30 protein-coding genes and 1 riboswitch are annotated in these 19,941 nt (G+C 41.7%); of the genes, 21 read left to right on the top strand and 9 right to left on the bottom strand.

Going from position 1 to position 19,941, the window contains the following annotated elements; all coding sequences use genetic code 11:
* Positions 1 to 123: 123 nt before the first annotated feature.
* A complete protein-coding gene (locus ACSYTJ_RS08975) occupies positions 124 to 1,206 on the top strand; it encodes an Ldh family oxidoreductase (protein ID WP_491720441.1) in 1,083 nt (360 codons plus the stop codon).
* A gap of 157 nt (positions 1,207 to 1,363) precedes the next feature.
* Here the strand turns inward: ACSYTJ_RS08975 and ACSYTJ_RS08970 are convergent, their stop codons facing one another.
* Positions 1,364 to 2,455, bottom strand: coding sequence for a PTS sugar transporter subunit IIC (locus tag ACSYTJ_RS08970; protein WP_491720456.1), 1,092 nt, complete (start codon positions 2,453 to 2,455; stop codon positions 1,364 to 1,366).
* Between the two features lie 221 nt (positions 2,456 to 2,676).
* Here ACSYTJ_RS08970 and ACSYTJ_RS08965 point away from each other — a divergent pair, with 221 nt between their 5' ends.
* Positions 2,677 to 3,633, top strand: coding sequence for an NAD(P)-dependent oxidoreductase (locus ACSYTJ_RS08965; RefSeq protein WP_491720440.1), 957 nt, complete (start codon positions 2,677 to 2,679; stop codon positions 3,631 to 3,633).
* Between the two features lie 85 nt (positions 3,634 to 3,718).
* On the top strand, positions 3,719 to 4,483 hold the full coding sequence (locus ACSYTJ_RS08960) for a sulfite exporter TauE/SafE family protein (protein WP_491717413.1): 765 nt from the start codon (positions 3,719 to 3,721) through the stop codon (positions 4,481 to 4,483).
* A 61-nt stretch (positions 4,484 to 4,544) separates the two neighbouring features.
* Here ACSYTJ_RS08960 and thiM read toward each other — a convergent pair whose 3' ends face one another.
* Genes thiM through tenA form a run of 4 tightly spaced genes read right to left on the bottom strand, consistent with a single transcriptional unit; the run spans position 4,545 to position 7,474 of the window.
* Positions 4,545 to 5,327: a hydroxyethylthiazole kinase gene (gene thiM / locus ACSYTJ_RS08955; protein WP_491717414.1), complete on the bottom strand. Its 783-nt coding sequence runs from the start codon at positions 5,325 to 5,327 to the stop codon at positions 4,545 to 4,547.
* Positions 5,327 to 5,971, bottom strand: a complete 645-nt coding sequence (thiE, locus tag ACSYTJ_RS08950) for a thiamine phosphate synthase (RefSeq protein ID WP_491720439.1) — start codon at positions 5,969 to 5,971, stop codon at positions 5,327 to 5,329. Before thiE ends, thiM begins: the two co-directional genes overlap by 1 nt.
* The gene (gene thiD, locus ACSYTJ_RS08945; protein WP_491720438.1) at positions 5,958 to 6,770 is read right to left on the bottom strand and encodes a bifunctional hydroxymethylpyrimidine kinase/phosphomethylpyrimidine kinase; all 813 of its coding nucleotides are present in this window, start codon (positions 6,768 to 6,770) and stop codon (positions 5,958 to 5,960) included. The genes thiE and thiD overlap by 14 nt, the downstream gene beginning before the upstream one ends.
* Positions 6,770 to 7,474, bottom strand: a complete 705-nt coding sequence (gene tenA, locus ACSYTJ_RS08940; protein WP_491720437.1) for a thiaminase II — start codon at positions 7,472 to 7,474, stop codon at positions 6,770 to 6,772. Before tenA ends, thiD begins: the two co-directional genes overlap by 1 nt.
* A gap of 83 nt (positions 7,475 to 7,557) precedes the next feature.
* Positions 7,558 to 7,649: riboswitch (TPP riboswitch) on the bottom strand.
* A 136-nt stretch (positions 7,650 to 7,785) separates the two neighbouring features.
* On the opposite strand from tenA, the gene ACSYTJ_RS08935 reads away from it, so the two are divergent.
* A complete protein-coding gene (locus ACSYTJ_RS08935; protein WP_491717418.1) occupies positions 7,786 to 8,595 on the top strand; it encodes a carbon-nitrogen hydrolase family protein in 810 nt (269 codons plus the stop codon).
* A gap of 61 nt (positions 8,596 to 8,656) precedes the next feature.
* Here ACSYTJ_RS08935 and ACSYTJ_RS08930 read toward each other — a convergent pair whose 3' ends face one another.
* Together ACSYTJ_RS08930 and ACSYTJ_RS08925 are read right to left on the bottom strand one after the other, a co-directional pair.
* Complete coding sequence (locus ACSYTJ_RS08930; protein ID WP_491717419.1) at positions 8,657 to 8,839, bottom strand: hypothetical protein; 183 nt, start codon at positions 8,837 to 8,839, stop codon at positions 8,657 to 8,659.
* Positions 8,840 to 9,101: 262 nt separating this feature from the next.
* The gene (locus ACSYTJ_RS08925; protein ID WP_491720436.1) at positions 9,102 to 10,238 is read right to left on the bottom strand and encodes a site-specific integrase; all 1,137 of its coding nucleotides are present in this window, start codon (positions 10,236 to 10,238) and stop codon (positions 9,102 to 9,104) included.
* Between the two features lie 149 nt (positions 10,239 to 10,387).
* On the opposite strand from ACSYTJ_RS08925, the gene ACSYTJ_RS08920 reads away from it, so the two are divergent.
* On the top strand, positions 10,388 to 10,654 hold the full coding sequence (locus ACSYTJ_RS08920) for a hypothetical protein (RefSeq protein WP_491720435.1): 267 nt from the start codon (positions 10,388 to 10,390) through the stop codon (positions 10,652 to 10,654).
* A 40-nt stretch (positions 10,655 to 10,694) separates the two neighbouring features.
* On the opposite strand, the gene ACSYTJ_RS08915 is transcribed toward ACSYTJ_RS08920, so the two are convergent.
* Both ACSYTJ_RS08915 and ACSYTJ_RS08910 read right to left on the bottom strand, forming a co-directional pair.
* The gene (locus tag ACSYTJ_RS08915) at positions 10,695 to 11,210 is read right to left on the bottom strand and encodes a hypothetical protein (RefSeq protein ID WP_491720434.1); all 516 of its coding nucleotides are present in this window, start codon (positions 11,208 to 11,210) and stop codon (positions 10,695 to 10,697) included.
* A gap of 61 nt (positions 11,211 to 11,271) precedes the next feature.
* Positions 11,272 to 11,913: a LexA family protein gene (locus ACSYTJ_RS08910; RefSeq protein ID WP_491720433.1), complete on the bottom strand. Its 642-nt coding sequence runs from the start codon at positions 11,911 to 11,913 to the stop codon at positions 11,272 to 11,274.
* 149 nt (positions 11,914 to 12,062) lie between these two features.
* Here ACSYTJ_RS08910 and ACSYTJ_RS08905 point away from each other — a divergent pair, with 149 nt between their 5' ends.
* From ACSYTJ_RS08905 to ACSYTJ_RS08830, 16 genes are all read left to right on the top strand, one after another.
* Positions 12,063 to 12,305 (top strand): helix-turn-helix domain-containing protein, encoded by a 243-nt coding sequence (locus tag ACSYTJ_RS08905; RefSeq protein WP_491720432.1) that lies wholly within the window; start codon positions 12,063 to 12,065, stop codon positions 12,303 to 12,305.
* Between the two features lie 155 nt (positions 12,306 to 12,460).
* Positions 12,461 to 13,156 (top strand): Rha family transcriptional regulator, encoded by a 696-nt coding sequence (locus ACSYTJ_RS08900; protein ID WP_491720431.1) that lies wholly within the window; start codon positions 12,461 to 12,463, stop codon positions 13,154 to 13,156.
* 13 nt (positions 13,157 to 13,169) lie between these two features.
* Positions 13,170 to 13,445, top strand: a complete 276-nt coding sequence (locus ACSYTJ_RS08895; RefSeq protein ID WP_491720430.1) for a hypothetical protein — start codon at positions 13,170 to 13,172, stop codon at positions 13,443 to 13,445.
* A gap of 1 nt (position 13,446) precedes the next feature.
* On the top strand, positions 13,447 to 13,632 hold the full coding sequence (locus tag ACSYTJ_RS08890) for a hypothetical protein (protein ID WP_491720429.1): 186 nt from the start codon (positions 13,447 to 13,449) through the stop codon (positions 13,630 to 13,632).
* A gap of 11 nt (positions 13,633 to 13,643) precedes the next feature.
* Positions 13,644 to 13,793: a hypothetical protein gene (locus ACSYTJ_RS08885; RefSeq protein WP_491720428.1), complete on the top strand. Its 150-nt coding sequence runs from the start codon at positions 13,644 to 13,646 to the stop codon at positions 13,791 to 13,793.
* Entirely contained in the window at positions 13,781 to 14,284 is a 504-nt protein-coding gene (locus tag ACSYTJ_RS08880) for a siphovirus Gp157 family protein (protein ID WP_491720427.1), read from the top strand. Before ACSYTJ_RS08885 ends, ACSYTJ_RS08880 begins: the two co-directional genes overlap by 13 nt.
* Before the next feature lie 15 nt (positions 14,285 to 14,299).
* On the top strand, positions 14,300 to 15,004 hold the full coding sequence (locus ACSYTJ_RS08875; protein ID WP_491720455.1) for an AAA family ATPase: 705 nt from the start codon (positions 14,300 to 14,302) through the stop codon (positions 15,002 to 15,004).
* Positions 14,955 to 15,680, top strand: coding sequence for a DUF669 domain-containing protein (locus ACSYTJ_RS08870; RefSeq protein WP_491720426.1), 726 nt, complete (start codon positions 14,955 to 14,957; stop codon positions 15,678 to 15,680). The genes ACSYTJ_RS08875 and ACSYTJ_RS08870 overlap by 50 nt, the downstream gene beginning before the upstream one ends.
* 73 nt (positions 15,681 to 15,753) lie before the next feature.
* Complete coding sequence (locus tag ACSYTJ_RS08865) at positions 15,754 to 16,554, top strand: DnaD domain protein (RefSeq protein ID WP_491720425.1); 801 nt, start codon at positions 15,754 to 15,756, stop codon at positions 16,552 to 16,554.
* On the top strand, positions 16,547 to 17,161 hold the full coding sequence (locus tag ACSYTJ_RS08860; protein WP_491720424.1) for a hypothetical protein: 615 nt from the start codon (positions 16,547 to 16,549) through the stop codon (positions 17,159 to 17,161). Before ACSYTJ_RS08865 ends, ACSYTJ_RS08860 begins: the two co-directional genes overlap by 8 nt.
* Positions 17,162 to 17,179: 18 nt before the next feature.
* A complete protein-coding gene (locus ACSYTJ_RS08855) occupies positions 17,180 to 18,238 on the top strand; it encodes a helix-turn-helix domain-containing protein (RefSeq protein WP_491720423.1) in 1,059 nt (352 codons plus the stop codon).
* A 12-nt stretch (positions 18,239 to 18,250) separates the two neighbouring features.
* Positions 18,251 to 18,760 carry a hypothetical protein gene (locus ACSYTJ_RS08850; protein WP_491720422.1) on the top strand — a complete coding sequence of 170 codons (510 nt, stop codon included), beginning with the start codon at positions 18,251 to 18,253 and terminating at the stop codon, positions 18,758 to 18,760.
* Positions 18,750 to 19,058 carry a hypothetical protein gene (locus ACSYTJ_RS08845; RefSeq protein ID WP_491720421.1) on the top strand — a complete coding sequence of 103 codons (309 nt, stop codon included), beginning with the start codon at positions 18,750 to 18,752 and terminating at the stop codon, positions 19,056 to 19,058. Before ACSYTJ_RS08850 ends, ACSYTJ_RS08845 begins: the two co-directional genes overlap by 11 nt.
* A gap of 1 nt (position 19,059) precedes the next feature.
* Positions 19,060 to 19,434 carry a hypothetical protein gene (locus tag ACSYTJ_RS08840; RefSeq protein WP_491720420.1) on the top strand — a complete coding sequence of 125 codons (375 nt, stop codon included), beginning with the start codon at positions 19,060 to 19,062 and terminating at the stop codon, positions 19,432 to 19,434.
* Positions 19,427 to 19,732, top strand: a complete 306-nt coding sequence (locus ACSYTJ_RS08835) for a hypothetical protein (protein ID WP_491720419.1) — start codon at positions 19,427 to 19,429, stop codon at positions 19,730 to 19,732. Before ACSYTJ_RS08840 ends, ACSYTJ_RS08835 begins: the two co-directional genes overlap by 8 nt.
* Positions 19,729 to 19,866, top strand: coding sequence for a hypothetical protein (locus ACSYTJ_RS08830; protein WP_491720418.1), 138 nt, complete (start codon positions 19,729 to 19,731; stop codon positions 19,864 to 19,866). Before ACSYTJ_RS08835 ends, ACSYTJ_RS08830 begins: the two co-directional genes overlap by 4 nt.
* The last annotated feature ends 75 nt before the right edge of the window (positions 19,867 to 19,941 follow it).

The following is a 19,941-nucleotide window of genomic DNA, read 5'->3' as shown; positions in this document are numbered from 1 at the left end:
CTCGTTTCTAAATTCAGTTCTAAATTCAGTTAACATTAGTATTAATTATATCAAAATTGAAGGGGGGCGTTAATTTAAAAATAAGTTGGCACCAAGTAACTACATACCTAGGAGGATTTTAATATGAAAATTAAAGCAACTGATGAATTAAGATATTTAGAACAAGTTTTTAATAAGAAGGGGTTTTCGGAAACAGACAGTAAACTATTGGCAGATACACTTGTGGATGCTGATTTAAGGGGAATCTCATCCCATGGAATCCAGCGGTTAGCATGGTACTTAAAAATGGTGGATGATGGGACAATCCAACCGCAAAATCAGGTTAAGATTCTTAAAGAGGCTCCGACCAGTATGTTAGTGGACGCAAATCAAAATATGGGCCAAATTGCATGTAATGTTGCAATGAATAAACTAATTCAAAAAGCAAAGGAAACGGTAATTTCGATGGCCGTCATCCGCAATTCCAACCACTTTGGAACTGCTGGCTATTGGGCAAGAAAGGCAGTGGCAGAAGGATTAATCGGCATTGCGTTCACGAATACAAGGCCATTGGTCGTGCCAACAAATGCATTAGAAGCTTTTCTAGGTTCGAATGCATTCGCATTTACTTTCCCAGCTGAACCACATCCATTTGTATTTGATGGAGCAACTTCGGTCGTTTCTGGTGGAAAGATTCAAGTTTTAGACAAGAAAAAACAACCCCTTCCTGGTGAGTGGGCGGTTGACAAGCAACGCAACGTCGTCTCAGATGCGAAACAAGCGGAAGATATTTTAGCCACTGCAGCATTAACGCCAACTCAAAAGGGGGGCGGTGTTTTAACACTTGGTGGTGCAAACGAACACAATTCTAACTATAAGGGGTTCGGCAACTCACTAGTTGTTGAAATTTTAACTGGAATCTTAGCACAAGGGTCAATTTCTGCTGATACTAATGTTGGAAAACATGATTTTAGTCAATGTTTAATTACAATTGATCCCTCGTTTTTTGGCAACTTAGCTGATCTAAGAACTAAGGCGACCGATATGTTTAACCGTATTAGAAACTTAGATCACCTCCCAGAAACTGAAATTAAGATTCCTGGTGATCGTGAATATAAAAACTATGCGCATAATCAAAAACATGGGGTATCAATCGATGATGTAACGTCAGCACAAATTCAACAAATTGCTACGGAACTATCAATCCCAGCACCACAGGCACTTTAATCTGAAATCGGGATATAATTATCTACTGGTAAGCAGAGTAATTATGTCCCGATTTTTTATGCTTTAATCATTTTCCAAACATAAAAACACCGCTAAACTTAGCCTTCAGTTTAGCGGTGTTTTTATTAAAAGAATTGTGGTTAATAATTTGATCGATTTAAACTAGGTCGATGTGCATATCGTCCTTCTTGATCTTCTTAGCAGCCCGTAGGAACTTACCAAGAACGTAAGCGATAACTGCGGGAACAACAACACCGAGAACCAAGTACATAACGAACATTCCCATGTTTTGGGATGCTAGCGTAATTGGGGCAATCAGTGAGTTCAAACCAAGCCCAGCTAACTTAAATGAAACTGAGAAGTGGAAGAAAAGCGTCCCAATTGGAGCAACAACTGCTGCTGAAACCATTCCTGGAATTGCAATGTAAGGGTTCTCAGTGATGTTACCAAATTGAACCTTTGGAGTGATCAAGCCTTGGGCGATGTTTGCACCAGGCTTGTTTTCTCTAAATGACATTACAGTGTAACTGACAAATTGAGCAGTCGTTCCTAACAACGCAGCCCCTGACGAAAGGGGATCAAGCATAACTGCGATGGCAAGGGCTGCAGAAGATGCAGGGGTCATCATGAAGACTGACCAAACAATTGAGATTACTACTGAACCCAAGAATGGGTTGATCGTCATTGTTTTAGCAATTACTCCGGAAAGCCAAACCAGGGTGGGAGTAGTAACAGCAGCCATTCCTAATGCTGAAACCGTTCCTACTAAGGTAGCTGCGAATGGAACTAAGAACATATCCAATGGGGTTTTCCCGGTTAAGTATTTACCAACAAGTGTTGCAACAACTGCTCCACCCAAGGCACTAACTGGTTGACCAATCATGAAGATCGCAGAGCCAGCTGGTTGAGCTAATAAATGTCCGGTTGCAGTCGTCGCATTCATTGGACCGCTAGTGAAGAAGACATTGTTCGCACCAATAGTAGCAGCAACCATTGCACTAAAAAGAACCAACGTATTCGTCTTTAACTGTGAGGCCACCGCCGCACCAATTGCTGGTGCTAATAAGTATTGACAAATCAAGCCGATTTGCCCAAGTGCTTGCCAATGAACAAAGTTCGAAATGGCACCAAGTAATAATCCAACTCCCAAGGTGACTAAAATTGCATTGGACACCCCATTAAAAACTAGATAAGCACTTTCTTTGAAACTAGACTTTGCTTTAACATCTGACATGTTAGCAGCATTCATCTGTGGTGAATCTTTTTCTGTCGAATTCATCATATTGAATCAACTCCTTTACTATGAAATATATATTATGTATCGATTAGAAATATTAGAATTAGATTAAATTTCTTTTCGATGTTTATAATTAAAACATAATCTTTTTAATTCGTCAAGCAAAATTTTAGATTTCATAAATAAATCAGTGTATAATTATTTAGTTTACTAATAATAAAGGAGTGTTCATCTTGAATATTTTAGTTGGTGCACCTAATGAAAACTTTGATATCGAACAAATGAAACAAAAAATGGTTAAACATCCTGGTTTGATGAAAGAAAACCTCTTTTTTGCTGATCAACAATTATCTGAAATGGATTTAAATTCAATTGACGTCATCATTGGTTACGATCATAAATTGGTTCCAGCAATTATTAATAATCCGAAAAGTCAATTAAAATGGATCCAAGCCCTTTCAGTCGGGGTAGATTATTTCCCACTTGCAAAAATGAGGGAACGGGGGATTAGATTAGCTACGGTCAAGGGAATTCATTCTGAACCGATTGCTGAAACGATCATGGGGATGATTTTTAATCAATATCGGAACTTAGAGCGGATCACCAAAATGAACCGATGGGAAAAACCGACGCATCCATTCAAGATCCTAGAAGATCGCAGTGTGGTAATTTATGGGACTGGTGCAATTGGGATGCGGTTAGCAGAAATTTTACATGTGTTTAACGTTAAAACTATTGGAATCAATCGCAATGGACATCAAGCTAAGTTCTTTGATGAAACATTCACCATGACGGACTTTAATGCGGACGTAGTGAATGCGGATATTATTATTAATTCACTCCCCTTGATTCCAGCCACCGATAAGTTCTTTGACCAATCCTTTTTCAACCGTTTAACTAATCATCCCATATTCATCAATGTGGGACGCGGTGGCAGCGTCGTTACAAATGATTTGATCGATGCATTGAATCAACAAATTGTAAGTGCAGCATCCTTAGACGTAGTGGATCAAGAGCCATTACTAGATAACAGCCCGCTTTGGCAAATGGAAAATGTATTTATTTCTCCGCACATTGCTAGTTTGTTCGATCAGTATGGCGAACAATCGTTAGAAATTTTCTCAGAAAATCTTCGCGAGTATGAATATGACGGTGCATTATTGGTCAATGAGGTTAATTTGAACAAATAAAATAAAAGGGTCCCATTTTTAACTGGAAAATGGGACCCTTTTGGGACTATAATTGAATAATATTACATAAAAAGGTAGTGAAAAAATGCATTTTAGTATTAGTCAACTCCTACTACTTTTTCCGTTCGGCTTTCTTGCGGGAATCGTAAGTAGTACGGTCGGCATGGCTTCACTAGTGTCTTATCCAGCGTTATTATACGTTGCTGGATTACCACCAGTCTATGCGAATGTCACCAATAGTTCATCAGTTATTTTTAACGGGATCGGTTCTGGATTGTCATCAATGCCGGAATTGAAGGGACACGTAAAGCAGTTAATTACCACCTCCATCTTTATTTTTGGTGGTAGTATCATGGGAACGTTCCTATTACTTCATTTTTCAAGTGCTTCTTTTACCAAGTTAGTACCATTCTTCATCTTATTTGCTGCACTTACGATGATATGGCCAAAGAAAAAGGGAGCAGAGCTTCAGAAACGTGAAGTTGGTAAATTAGGACAGATCCTATACTCAGTTGCCATCTTTTTAACGGGAGCCTATGTTGGTTACTTTGGGGCCGCTTCTGGAATTATCGTTAATGCAATCTTATCAAAAATCACTAATGAGAAATACGCTGTTTACAACGCGATTAGAAACGTTTCATCATTCTTCGGTAATTTGGTTGCCATGATTATTTATGCATTTCAATCCCATGTTTACTGGATTTTAGTGTTACCACTGGGATCTGGATTGTTGATCGGTAGTTACATTGGCCCTAAGATCGTACGGATCATCCCTGAAAAGGTAATCAAATGGATCGTGGCCATCTTAGCATTCGGCCTTGCAATCCAATTATTTATTCAAGCATATTAAAATAAAAAGCGTCTTACCTGATGGTAGGGCGCTTTTGTGTGTCGTAATCAAAAATTGTAAATTATAATTGATGGATTTTCATTCGCGTGTCGATTTCATTATCATTGATCGTTGCTAGTTGGTTATATAATTCAACGAAAAATGATGCTGGTTGGTTAGGGTATTTTTCCCCCGCAATTTCACCAGCGATACTAAAGGTAGCAGTTGCTCGAACTAACGATTTAAGATCATTTTCAACTGCAATTGCGGTAGCTAAGATCCCATCTAGCATGTCACCAGAACCAACGTTTGTTTGAAAATATGGATGGCCGTTATCGACTGAGTAGGTTGTATTGCCATCGGTAACGATATCTCTTTCTCCAGATAAGACGACCCAACAATCGTATTTTTGAGCCACTTTTTGGGCAATTGACGCAACATCTGCATCGCCATTTCCAGCATCGATCCCATTTGCAGTCCAGTTAACGTTTGCAAGATAGGCGATTTCACCAGCATTACCACGGATCACATTGAACTTGACTTCCTTAGCAGCACGGAAAAAATTATCCTGACGTAGTTCAGTCGCACCAATGGCAACTGGATCGATCACAACGGGAATTCCACGTTTATTTGCGACCTTTCCACTTGCGATTACATTTTTCAACGTATCTTCATTAGTGGATCCCATGTTGAAAACAGCTGCTGATGCAATGTTAGTTAGGGCAGCTGCCTCGCGTTCATCCGTGAACATGATGGGTGAGCCTCCGTAAAAATTGATTGCATCCGCTACGTGTTGGGGGGTCACCATGTTGGCAACGTTTAAAATCACTGGATTAAGCTTATGAATTGATTCAATCGTTAACATTATGCTTCTCCTTTCAATACCTGAATCGTATGGGCAACGTCTTTACTTTGCATAATATCAGAAATAACGGCAACACCACTAACGGAATGCTTTAGAACTGATGCTACATTATTTTCATGGATTCCACCGATGGCAACAATGGGCTTCAATGTCGCTTGATTCATCTGAAATAGGCCATCTAAACCAATCGGTTCCTTAGCATTATCCTTACTGTGAGTTGAAAAGACTGGGCCGACACCTAAGTAATCAACGCCCGTTAAGTCACCGCTAGCAACTAATTCATCAATATTATGAACTGATAGACCAACAATCATCCCATTTGCTTCAGCTACGACGTCTTGAATTGGTGTGTCACTTTGGCCAACGTGAATTCCATCAGCATCAATTTGGCGCGCTAACTCAAAATCATCATCCACAATTAATGGAATCGAGTACTTACTAGTAATCTGACGAACTTGTTTTCCTAATGCTAAGCGATCATCACCGCTCAAGGATCCATGGTCTTTTTCACGGTATTGGAACATAGTAATTCCATTTTGACAAGCCAGCGTTAATTGCTCAATAAATTTATCCTTATCTCCATTAATGTTTTGGGTACCACCAATAAAGTAGACCTTCAACATATCCGTATTAAATTTTAACATCTGTTCCTTCAGCTCCCCAATGATTTAGTGGTCCGTGTCCTTGACCAACATGAATTTCATGTTGCAAGATCTCATTCATGTAGGCTTTAGCACACTTAATTGCTTTTTCAACATGACAACCCTTGGCAAGTTCTGCCACCATTACTGATGAAAGGGTATCACCAGTACCGTGCTTACGCTTAGAGTCAACATGTTTACCAGTCATCCAAAAATCGGTGCCATCGGCCAATAGTACATAATCAGCGTTCTCGGGACCATCGCTATGGCCACCCTTAATAACGACATTCCTAGCGCCCAATCTTTGAATTTCTCGAGCAGCATCTTTAATTGCCTCTTTACCTTCGATCTTATGTTTAACGATCGTTTCAGCTTCAGGCATATTAGGCGTAATAATGTCAGCTAGCGGGATGAGATCTGAAATCACAGTATCGATCGCATCATCGCTCAGTAGTTTCGCACCACCTTTAGCAACCATAACTGGGTCCACCACTAAGCTGCCGAACGAGTATTTCTTAATATTTTTAGCAACGCATGCAACGTGTTCAGCGTCAAATAGCGCCCCTGTCTTAGCCGCCTTAATCACAAAATCATCAGCGATTGAAGCAAACTGAGCATCCACCATCTCGAGGGGAAGGGGATATACCTTTTGAACATCCAATGTATTTTGAGCGGTTACTCCGACCACCACGCTAGTGCTAAACACATGACATTCCTGCATGGTTTTAATATCAGCCATCATCCCAGCACCGCCACCAGAATCAGTTCCAGCAATCGTTAACGTTTCAGGAAATTCTTTCATTACTTATATTCCTCCTTAGCAGCTTCTAGAGATTCCTTAAATTGCCAGTCTTGTTGATAAAACGCCTGTTCCCAGAACTGCCATTCTAGTTCACAACTCTTTAAGAAGTATTGACTTGCTTCTGCTAGTTCTTCATTAGAAGCATGTTCAGCAAATCGATCAACAAATTCAAACACAGTATCACTCATGGTCTTATCGTTTTCCTTACTAGCATAGAACATAATCCAATCATAATAGGGATTATCCTTAGTAGCATACCCTTCACTAACCAAGTGATCAGCGATTTCTGAATAGGTCCAAGGACATGGTTGAAAAGCGGCTAAAATATTCAGTAACGAACCCGTTTCTCCTGCCCGATGCATATGTGATTCATATAAATATGCCTTAGGCGATGGGGTAGCGTGTTGTTGACTTTCATATGTGACCCCCGCAATGTCACAGAAAATATGATGGGGATGAATTTCACTATTTAAGATAAAACTAATTTGACCATTAAAGAAATTCATTAATTCACGGTCATTACATTTAGCAATCGCATTACCATAAATTTTAATGAATTCACTAAGGTATTGATAATCTTGTTGAACATAGAATTTCAATGCCTTGGCAGGGACCTCACCATTAGCAATCCCCTTGATGAAGGGATGTTCGAAAATTTCCTTTAGAATTGGTTGTGCTTGTTGTTTCAATTGATCTGAAAACATGTTGAATCCTCCTAATTAATAACCATCCTGGGAAATAAAAAAAGCTTCCTGAGCAATTCAGAAAGCGCCTATTAATCGTTTTTATTTCGACTTCAGCCACGTTCCTACGCTAGTATTATCTAGAATCAGGTTCAATGGGTATTATCTCAGCCATACGGCACCCCAGTGGACAGTTAGATTATTTAATTACAAAACTAATATACCATATCTACTATTTAGTGTCTATTCACAAACACATAATGGAGTTAAGATTGACATTCTTTAATGGTTAGATTAGAATTCAATTAAAATAATATTAAGTAGGTGATCATTTGACTTATAAAATTGCATTAGCCCAAGCATATTCCGATATTGACCAAAATGTTAATCAAGTTAAATTTAATGACTTTGTTAATCAAGCTGCGGAACACGGCGCTGAATTAGTTGTCTTTCCAGAAATGTTCATGAGCACCATATCACCAACGGCTGGATTGGATGAAATTAATCAACATTCTGAAGCCCTGGATGGCCCATTTGTAACCAATGCAAGACAAACAGCGATGACAAAGCATGTCTGGATCATATTCGGGATGCGTGAAACTAATGATGATAATAATGATAAACGGGTCTATAACACGATCGTTGTCATCAATGATAAGGGTAACATTGTTAGCACCTATCATAAAACGCATCTCTACGATGCATTTGGGACTAAGGAGTCTGATCAGATTAAGCCTGGTAATAAATTATTTGAACCGATTGATACGCCATTCGGTAAAATTGGCTTATTTGTTTGTTATGAGCTTCGGTTCCCAGAAGTAGCGCGTTATGAAGCAATTCATGGCGCTGATATTATTATCATTCCAACAGCTTGGGTTAGCGGGCCACTAAAAGAATATCACTGGAGTTCCTTATTGAAAGCTCGTGCAATTGAAAACACGACCTTCATTGTGGGATGCGATAAACCCGATAGTGACAACCGAGTTGGATTGAGTCAAGTAGTCGATCCAATGGGAATCGTCGCTGCCCAAGCAGGAACTAACGAAACCATCTTGTATGCTGATATTGATTTAGATGTGATTAAGAAGGTGCGCCAAAAATTACCATCTGCTGCACAACGGATGCCAGAACTATATGATTAGAATAAATTATCCAATAATAAAAACGGTAGCTCCATTTCACTATGGAACTACCGTTTTTTTATTATTGATTGTTATTTGAGAATGCACCAATAACTCCTAATACCACTAAGATGATTGCTCCCCAGAAAAACACTTTCAACATCCAGATGATAGCTGCAAATAATAGGATCCACCAAAGCCAACTACTGAAAAACTTCCATACTAACCAGAGCATCAAAATCGTTATTAATAATACGATAATCACTTCACACCATCCCTTTAAATTAGTCAATTCATTTTAGCACATGAGCAATTTAAATCAACAATCATGTAATAACTTAATTTTAAATTGTGAATCAATTCACTAAGTGTAGAATAAGTAATCTACTATTATTTTGAATGGTTTTCTATATCACTATTAGATAGTAACTATTATCCATAGTTTCTAAAAGGCTCTTAAACCAGTGATTATGCCTGCTCAGCTAGCTTTTCAAGAAGCGGTGAGCGTCCTTTTGACTATCCTTTGCTCAGAAATCGGCAAATTTGGCGAACTTATCAGCAGCTTTTTCACTCTGCTTGTCAGTAACATGCGTGTAGACCTGCAGAGTAGTGGTGGCGTTGGAGTGTCCTAACCGTAGCTGAGCTTCCTTGATGGAGACCCCAGCTTCGAAGAGCATGCTAGCATGTGTGTGTCGAAAGCCGTGAACCGTGATATGGTCGATATGCTGACCCTTGTAGGCTAGTCGCAACCAGTTGTTCGGGACGTTGGCTGAGTAGTGGTGCGTGCCATCTGGTGAGAAGACGATAGCGTCCTTCAGCTTGCCGATGCCTTCCCGCATCAGTTGTCTTACTTGGTCCAGCTTAAGCTGCCTTAGCATAGATAAGGTCCTAGTGTCCAAGATGACCGTCCTGTGGCTGTTCTTAGTCTTAGGAACGTTGACGGTCCCACGGCCATGATCATCGATCGAGATGGTCTTGCTGATACTGACAGTCCGTTCATCAAAGCTAAAGTCGCTCCAGCGCAGCGCTAGTGCTTCACCTTTCCGCATGCCACTGAAAGCCAGCAGACGAAAGAAAGTCAGCTCTCTGAAGTGGCTGGCGAAGTAGGGAAGCGACAAGAAAGCTTGCAGCTCATCTCTGCTGTAAAAGTTCTCCTTATCCTTGATGACGTGCTTAGTGGGCAACGTCACGAACTCGAAGGGGTCCTTGTCCACGTAACCCTTCTGACGAGCTAGTTTGAAGATGGAACGCAGTCTGGAGTAGATGTTCTTATAGTTGGCGGTCTTCTTGAAGATACTGTTGACTAGTCGCTGCAACTCTGCTGAGCCGATAGTGCCGATACGCTTGTCGCCAATCTTAGGCAGCACGTGCTTTTTGATGAGCAGGTTGAAACTATAGATCGTAGACTCACGCACGGTCAGACGCTTGGCTTCTACATACTCATCATATACCTGCTTGAAACTAACCTGCTGAGGCTTCTTGATACCGCCTTTTTCAATCTCGAGTTCGAGCTTAGATATCTCCAGTTTAGCCTCACGCTTGGTCTTGAAACCCCGACGAGTTGTCTGCCGCTTCTTGCCAGTCTGCTCATCAACGCCCAGATAAATTCGGAAGAAGTAACGCTTCTCGCCGTCCTTAGTCTTATACTGTTTAATTACTGCCATGATTATCATCCTTTCAAAAAAATCTTCCTAATGACTAAATCTCGTAGAACTTTTGTTCGTATCATTATATGATTGTATATGAATAGTAGAGGATAGTTTATGAAATTTTCCTACTATTATATAGCATAGTTTAAAAGGGGGTAGTCATCATGGAAGTGTCTATCCAGCTGGACGAAGACTTCAAAGAGCAACTGACACATAAGCTGGTGCTCGAAGTTCGCAACTTAGCCGAACCGAAAGTGCCTTACACGCCGATTATAAAAGGTATCAAGAACCTGCAAGCTTATCTTGATGGTCTCAGCCATCTCAAAGCCAAGCGCTTGATGGCACTGGGACTGCCTTACGACCACATCGATGGTATCTACTACTTCGACAAGGCCAAGGTACGCGAGTTCCTCAGCACACATAGCAACTAGACGAAGAGCGATCAGCTAGGGACTGACCGCTCTTTTTTATTTACAGCTCAATATCTCTTATTTCCTTGTTTCTAGTCACGAACTTCTTAAGCAAGTCAGCTTTGTAGCTAGTCGACTTGAACTCAACTTTAAAGCTATGCCGTAAGTCCGTGTCTATCAGATATAGATAACCATACCCAGGCTTTTCAACGTTGTAAGTGTAGTGCTTGTCTGGGGTCGCCGCTCTATCGTGTGTAGCTGCCGTCCCGATCAGCCCGAAGAAAATCGTGTTACGGACGTAGTGACCGCGTTTAGCAGGCTTACCCTTGATCGTTCCTTCACGCTTAACATACTCTGGCGAAAACTCGATACCAGTCAGATAGTAGTGTTGCTCAGGCCGTTTCGAGTTGGGGAACCAGACCGTGTCAGACTTACGGTCTCGCCTTAGCGTATCTGTCACATCAGCATGTTCGCTCATCATGTGCTGCGGCAAGTAGTAAGTGGTCTTGACCACCTTAGAGTTCCTGTAAATGATGTAGAAACCAACGACAATGATAATTGCTCCTAGCGTTGCCATGATTATTACCTTCTTATGTAAGTTCAGCTTTTATAGTCATCCGTATCTGGACTTATTTATATTATAGCTTAGTTATGACCTGGATTGCCTTCCCGAGTATTCGACTATCTTTCTTGCCGTCCAAAACGATTGGTTCATACTTATCGTTAATTGCCATCAGTAGTACTTGCTTGCCGACGTGATGGACTTTCTTTAGCGTGGCTTCGCCGTCGATTAGCACGGCAGCAATCTCGCCATCTTCAACTGTCGGTTGTTCATGGATAACTACCAGTGAACCGTCTGAAATCTTGGGCTCCATTGAGTCACCTTGGCAGTGAAGGCAGAAGTTACTTCCATTTGGTAATGAACCTTTAATCATTGGTATGTATGAATCGATGTTCTGATCAGCGGTGATTGGTTCGCCACAAGCAATCGTGCCTAGTACTGGGACTTGGACTGTGTTACTGCTGTCTAAAGAGATGATGTTGCTTGGCATCAGTTCTAACTTGGCTAATTTAAGCATATCTTGTTTCGGAACATTTAATCCTTCAGCAAGTTTTTCTAGTGTAGCAGGCTTAGGGATACTTTTAGCTCCTCTTTCAATTTGAGATATCATAGAAAACGATACGCCAGACTTATAAGCAAGATGTCTTAGAGAGTAACCACGCTCAGTTCTCATCTTTTTAATTTCATTTCCAAATGCAACTGTTTCACTATTTGCCATTACCTCACATCCTTCACTCTTAATAACTGCATAATATCACACATTTACAAAAAGCGTACGAATTTGTTTAAAAAAATACACAAAAAGCGTTTACTTTTTTGCACAAGGTGTTATAATAGTAATTGTAATAAAGAGAGGAGGTCAAAAGTATGAAGCCGAAGATAGTTATTAACGAAGGCATTGATTTAAAAAAGATGATTATCGACAATGGATACTCTCTTGCTAGTTTTGCTAGAAAGTCAGGCATCACTAGAAATTATCTTTCAACCATTTCGAATGGTCACATCATGCCATCTGTTAGCTTAGCTGCTAAGATTGAAAGAAACCTTAACGTTGACTTGCATTCTATTTTTTCAGTTACCTATGTGCAAAAAAGTACACAGAAGACTTAGAAGATAGATTTGCTCTTTGACAACTTAATTCCTTGCTTAGTACCCAGCCAAGATTCCACTAGCTAGATCACTTAACTGATCTAGCATTACTGCTTGGTCGGCAAAGCTAAAGCAGGGATGAATATGTAAATAAAAACTGAAAGGAAGTTTTAAAAATGAAAGATAAAAAATTAGTGGAACTCGTTAATAATCAAGCAGTCACTTCATCTATTCAAGTTTCGAAAGTGTTTGAAAAAACTCATCAGCATGTATTAAGAGATATCGATTACCTTAAAAAAGATGTGTCCAATTTTGGACACATGTTTGTAGAACATAATATTCCTGATAGTTACGGTCGTGACAGACGTGGCTACTACATGACTAAAGATGGATTCACACTTCTTGTCATGGGTTACACAGGCAGTAAGGCAATGCAATTTAAGCTAGCTTATATCAATCAGTTCAATGAAATGGAAGCGACAATTAAGGCTAACGAAAAGCCTTTAACAGCTACCGAAAAGGTAAAACTAGTCTTACAAGCTACTGATGAACTAGATGGAAGAGTTTCCAAACTTGAAAACAGCATGAGAATTGATGGGTCTCAAGAAAAGACGCTCCTAGATCTTCATCATAGTGTAGCCTTCAAAGCGCTAGGCGGTAAGGATAGCAACGCATACAAAGTACGCAAGCTTCGTGACAGAGTCTTCAGAACAATTTGGTCTGAGTTCAAAAAGGCCTTCGACTTACCAAGATACGGTGAACTTCCAAAATCAAAGTTCAAAGATGGTAAAGAGTTCTTGAATTCTTGGAGACCGAACACTGAACTATTCCTTGAAATCAAAAAAGTAAACAGTCAGTTAAAACTTTTATAGGAGGCGATTAGTCATGGATAGACAAGAAACGAGCTTACACCAAGCGCTTGAAGCCTTGATGCAAGCACAACAAGCAGAGATTGCAAAGGAAAGCAGCTTCGAAGATCTAGTCAAATGGAAAGCACAGATGAAGACGTACGCTTTCATCACGTCGCTTCAGATGCTAGACAAGGACTTCGATACGTCAGAAGTACTCAGTTTCATCGTCAATCTGGGTGTGTCAAGGAACACGAAGGGAACACTGGATTACAAGCAAGCTGTTATTGATGCTTTCAAAGGAGGTGATTAGCATGGTCTGGACACTAGATACGCCAACGTTATTGTTTGCACTAGTCTTCATCGCGCCAGCTGCTTACATGCTTGGTAAGAACAGCAAAAAGTCACATGCACGTAGACCAGTTCGGCAACCAGTCCAAGTGCAGGCTCATCATCGCGAGTTCTACGACTGGAAGCACGATAACGACAAGACAGCATAGGAGGTAAGCAGATGAAGAAAAGCAAACAAAAAAGCCGTCAGAGTAGCAGCTCCGACGACTTGAAATCAAGATTATTGCAAAGTTATCTAATTAACTTCAATCCTACACGGGTTTCCGATAAAAAGCAAAAGAAGGGATGGCTAAAGTCATGGGGAAACTAAGAGATATCTACGAGATCAGCGGGAAGGCGATGCAGGTCAAGCAGATGCTAGATAGCGGGATGATCGATGACGAGACGTTCAAGGATACGCTTCAGTTGATGATCAGCAACAACGCTGATATCGAAGGAGTTGCGAACTGGTTACACCATCTACAAGATCGTGAAGCACAGTTAGCAGGTAACTTGAAAGAACTGCAAGCTGAAAAGAAGCATACGCAGAACTTAGCAAGCAGCATCAAGGCTTGCTTGCTCGACTACATGGTCAGCACGGAGCAGAAGAATCTAACCTTTGAGGACTCGCCAGTCCGCGTTCGCAAGAGTGCAGGACGTGAAAGTGTCTACATCCCAGACGAGTCCAAACTAGCAGTGGCTTACTTCACGACTAAGACCGTCCAATCACCAGATAAGAAGAAGATTGCAGATGACTTGAAAGCGGGCAAACAAGTGGAAGGTGCTGAGCTTGTCCGTAAGCCATCGATTTCGCTCAAATAAGGAAGGTTGGTGTTAATCATGGAGATATTCAAAGCAAGCACGATCAATCGCGCTAACGGCTGGAAAGCGCTGATTTATGCGAAAGCAGGAACTGGGAAGACTTCACTTATCAGACAGCTAAAAGGTCGGACACTCGTCTTAGATCTCGACAACTCCAGCGTCGTTTTGAACGGGTTGGATAACGTTATCGTAGCGTCCATCGATAGAAGCAAGCCCATCGAAGAAGTTGCCGACTTCATGCGTGACTTTCGTGGCTGGATCCAGAAGTACGACATCAAGAACTTAGTCATCGATAACATTAGCAGCTTCGAAAAAGACTGGTTCACCGAGCGTGCTGACAAGACCAAGTCCAGACTCAACAATCAGCTGCAAGACTACTCGGCTTGGACCAACTACTTCAATCGGTGGATTGCAAGCGCGCTATCAGTGAACATCAACGTGCTCATCACAGCATGGGAGTCGACAACCAAGTTCAAGTCAGAATCGGGACAGGAGTTCAACCAGTACGTTCCCGAAGTCAGAGACAACGTTCGCGACAGCTTGATCGGACACGTTGATATCTGTGGACGGTTGATGGTCAGCCAAAAACCAGGCCAAGAAGGCAAGCGGTTCATCTTACTGCAAGGCAACGACAGCATCTACGCCAAGAACCGACTCGATGACCGTCAGTATGCACAACCACAGGACCTTTTCCCACAAGCAGAACAAGAATCAAAATAAGGAGACGATAATTATGAGAATGGAATTCAACCCTAATGAAATCAAGAACTACGCAGGTGCTAACAGCGATTACACTCCACTACCCACCGGCAACTACGAAGTCATCGTAAAGTCGGTCAAAGAACATCAAGCTAAAACAGGTTCGCAAAGTCTACAGCTCGAACTGGTAGTACGGAACGATTTGGACGGTGTCCCACAGCTAGCTGAGACCAACGCCAAGTATCACAACCGTCACGTTTTCTTGGACCTTTGGAAGAACAACCAGACTGGCCAGTTCAACGTCAAGGACATCCAAAGTTTGCTATATCAAGCAGGTTTCAACCAATCGAGCCTCGACTTTCCAACTGACTTCATCAACTTCATGACCAAGAAGCCGCTGAAAGCTTACATCAAGCTCGAAGACCACACTTACAACGGTAAGACGACGAAGCGTAATCGGGTCGCTCCTTTCAACGTCACACGCACCGATTTTCCGCAAGTTCAACATCAGTGGAGCGACGTTCAAGCTAGCGAACCAAACCAAGGTAACAACATCGATATCAACTTCGGTAACAGCCATAACAGCAACCCTAACCCAGCCCCTAACAATGGTTTCAATGGCAACAACGGCAATTATAACGGCAACAATAACAACAATTTCGATGGCGACTTCAGCAATCCGAACTTGCCATTCTAATCGCAATTTAAAGTGAGATAGCACTATGTATCTATCCGAGCGGGTGAGAAGCCCGATAGAAAGGAGCGTCACTATGACCAAGTTAGTTAAGCAACGAAAGAGTAACTTTACAATGATCAACAACGACCTTTTCAGTATGGGTCTGCATGCCAAAGCGATCGGCATCTTCGCTTATCTTTGGGGCCGTCCAGACGATTGGAGCTTCTATGAGACAGAAATCACAAAACACTTCGCAGATGGACGCGATTCGGTCCGATCAGCAATCAAAGAGTTGGAAAAACACCATTTGCTAGTTCGGGTCAGAACTCGTGAAAACGGCCGCTTTACAGGGTACGACTGGTATATCTACGAAGAGCCGCAAGAAGAAGAAACTGGAAAACACGTTATTGGTAAATCCAATATAGAAAGCCACCAATTTGAAAACCACCAATTGGAAAAACTCCACACTACTAATACTGATAGCAGTAAGACTGAAGATACCAAGATTGATGATACTAAGATTGAGAGATCTCTCTCTCACGAGATTGAAAAACCGAGAGAGAGAGAAACACAAATCGAGCGTATCAAGTCTAGCTATAAGTATCAGTTCAGCCAAGCAGTTCTTGACTATGCTGCCAGCTATGCTGAAAAAGTCGCTCAGTACCCGTCATCATATCTAGAAAAGCTGCTCAGCAACTGGGCGGCTGAAGGCATCAGAAGCCTCGATGAAGTCAAGCAGCGTATCGCAGGCTCTGCGACTGCTCATACGGTCAAAAAGCCAGTTCCAGAATGGCTTAGAAAAGATTACAAGCCGAAGGTCAAGCCTGCTAGCGAAGAACAGAAGAAGCGGGTCAGAGAAAAACTCGAGCGCTTCAGAAAGGATAACTATGATTAGACTTACGCAGATTCTGAAAAAAGCAGAAAGCGACTATGATGCTGACATCATGGACTGGAGCAGAGAACAGCTGCATGAGTTCCATGAAACCTACGGCATCAAGAGACACGAGCTATCTGATGATGACTATAACTACAGCTCAGCGATCACGTACGGCTATGACTTTTCAAAACCGATCAAGAAACTATCATATGGCGAGCGTATCGATATCGATGATGATATCGGCAAGTACCGCGACTATCTTTTCTGCAAGCTCGTTTCACTCGGCTATCAGCCCAGCAAGGTCGAAGAACTGTGTGGCATCGACCGTGTGAAGTACTCGAGTAAAGCACGCTACTTCATCGATACCAAGTTTACCTACAAAACCTGCGATGGCTTAGTGATCGAGACTACCACCACGAGTGCGATGGCTGCAAAGATCAAAGCTGCTGGCCTGCAAGCGCCGAACTATACCAAAATCAGCACGCTGCTAAAGGATATGGAAGGCGAGTACTTCTACTATGGCAAGTACGAAGGCACTTTTCATAAACAGATCCTAGCCAGACGGATCGTGCTATACGACAGTTATGGGCATCATCTTACGAGTTTAAAAGGTATCAATCAGTAAAAAAGGAAGGCGTTAATCATGAAAAAAGGAAGAATTGCAGAAGTAATCCAGGAAATGGCGGAAGAAAAAGAACTACATTTTGGAGACATCGAAAGAGCGATCGGCTGTCCGAAAGGGACGATCCGACAAATCAATACACCTCACAGCAAGTGGCTACCTAAAATTGCCAAGTATCTATATGTTGAGGTCACTGAGATTTTGGACACTGCTGATGCTAGAGAAGCACTGTATCAAAAAATTCAGCAGCGAGCTAGAAAGTTAGGCATGAACATTTCACAGCTAGAAGCACGCTTAGGCTGCCCACAAGATAGCATCGAGCACATCAGACCTAGCAACATCGATTTCATCAAGGCGATTGCTAGCGAACTAGATGTTGACCCGAGCACACTGCTACCAGAAGCTACGGACACTAAGCCAACGCTGAAAGGCTCCGTTGCAGTCGTAGATGTGGATAAGACGGTCTTAGCACTACTGAAAGATTTACAGCGTTACTACAACCCACACTCTACTTTCTTACCCGACTGGGTCGATAAGCCCGATTTAAGCGGGTTAGACGTAGTTAAGAGCTTAGTCCGTGAACTTGTCGGCAGAGTTGATAAACTGCCCGCTATGGAACTGAAAGACCCCGATTCTGAAGAAAAAATTGCAGAGCTACGAACAAAACTCAGCGACCAAGCTGAGCTGATCAAGCCCCAGCATGATAATGTCATTAAACTATTCAGAGAGAATAGCAAGCTCAAAGATGTTAGCGAAGTTGCACTTGTACAGAAAGGGAATCTAAAAGAAATCAAGGAAGAAAACGATGCGTTACAAGCTCAGAACTCCAGTCTTGCTGAAGCACTCAAAGCGGCCCAAGAAGAACTCGACAGCAAGACTGAACCTGTTGGACACGATCTAAGTGCTACTGATGTTTACAACGTGATGTTACTTGACTCCGATGACATTGCACAGAATTTCGAAAAAGGACTGTTGGATAAACACGACTACCACATCTTCAAGACTGGCATCGCGTTCGGAGTTAGGACGATCACTGAGCGAGTCAGAGCTGCGATGGTGTTGAAAAGTTTCAAAGACTAGGAGGAGTTAATTATGAAATTTAGCGAATTTAAGCAAATTGTCGAAGAAAGCGGAGAATACAAGATAAGAGAAAGCACTATTCGTTATGTGATTGTACCGATTGCATATAAGAATGACCTTCAAGCTGCGATTAGTAGGGAAGAAGCAGGCAAACTAGGAATTAATGCAAGTGCAAGATTTACTGAAAATCAAGCACAAGCAATCTTGGATTTTGCTTATACGCCACTAGAAGAACGGGAAGATGAAATGAAGTTCGTTGTCGTGGTTGGGATTTACGGTGGGCAAAGTCATCCGAATTTCATCACTGCTTATATTAAATCTGTTGACTATAAATTCCGAATAGTCGACGATATTATGTTTACAGATTTGCTTGATGATCAAGCTTATTGGTTTACTGAACGCGAAATCGACAATCTTAAGGATAGCCTTCCAAATGATGCTCTACGCAGAATCGTAAACATGGGTAAGATTCCAGTTGATGAAATCGAGAATGTTTTAGGAGATGACATGTATGAAGACTAGATACACGAAGTTCGAGCGTTTCATCATCAATCACGGGCTATCGACCATGACAGCTCTGTTCACAATCGGCCTAATCATTATAGTGGCAACCTTGCTGTTTGCAGACTACGCCTTTGTGGAGATGGCAGTCGCTGTTATCTTCTTGCAAATTCTAGCAGTCGTGATCAACGCGATGCGCTACGACATTGTGCTGCACAAACTAGTGGATCAACAACGCCAGCTTGATGAAGAATGGGGCGAGATTGCGGTTGAGGCTTACCTGGCGATGATGGATAAGGAAGACAAGGGGGATGAGTAGGATGAAATTTAAGTATGTTAATCAGTTTGAAAAAATGAAGGCGGAAGTCCGTAACCATCTAAATGAAATTTTTTTAGGCGATATAACCTTAGCTAGTAATACTGCACACAAAATTCTGGATATTCTACTGAAATATTACGGATACGATATTGGCAACGATAGGCTTGGTAAATTCCAGCTTGATGAGCAGGACTTAATGATGATGATAACTGTTATCTCGGATCAAATCATCCAGTTGAAAAACATTGGTCAAGATGAAGACAGATACTTTGACAGGCTTATTCGAGCTAGACAAAAGCTGAATTTTATTCTGACGGTAATGGCAGGGACTGACGAAAAACTGGAGTTTGATGATGGGGATGATAAGCATGAGTAAGTTTAGGAAGAAGCCTGTAGTCGTCGAGGCTTGTCAATGGAACGGTGACTTTGATGAACTAAAGTCATGGTTTGATGCGGTCGGCAAGCCTGATGATTTTGTAAAAATTGTTGGAAAAGAGCCAATAAGAATTGGCTATGAAGAATTTGCTAGAAGCTCCGACATATCAATTTTCACGCTAGAGGGCGAACACACAGCGCAAAAGGGCGACTACATCATTCAAGGCGTACACGGCGAGTACTATCCTTGCAAGCCAGATATCTTTGAAGAAACGTATGAAAGGGTGAATGAACAATGATTTACATGATTATCTTCATCGCAATCATGATCACACCGTTTATGGTCATGAACTTGCTGGACTTTTTCGACACAGTCGAGATGGTAATCAAACTACAAGAAGAAGAACGGAGTGGCAAGCATGAGCGGAAGTGATATTGAAGCGGAGTTCTGGACGTACTTCGAAGGACTGACGCATGCCGAGCAAGCTGAGATATGTGAACAGATGCA

The organism is Nicoliella sp. ESL1113, from assembly GCF_058509245.1.
Note: the sequence above shows the minus strand (reverse complement) of the source record. Positions and strands in the feature narration are given on the sequence as shown.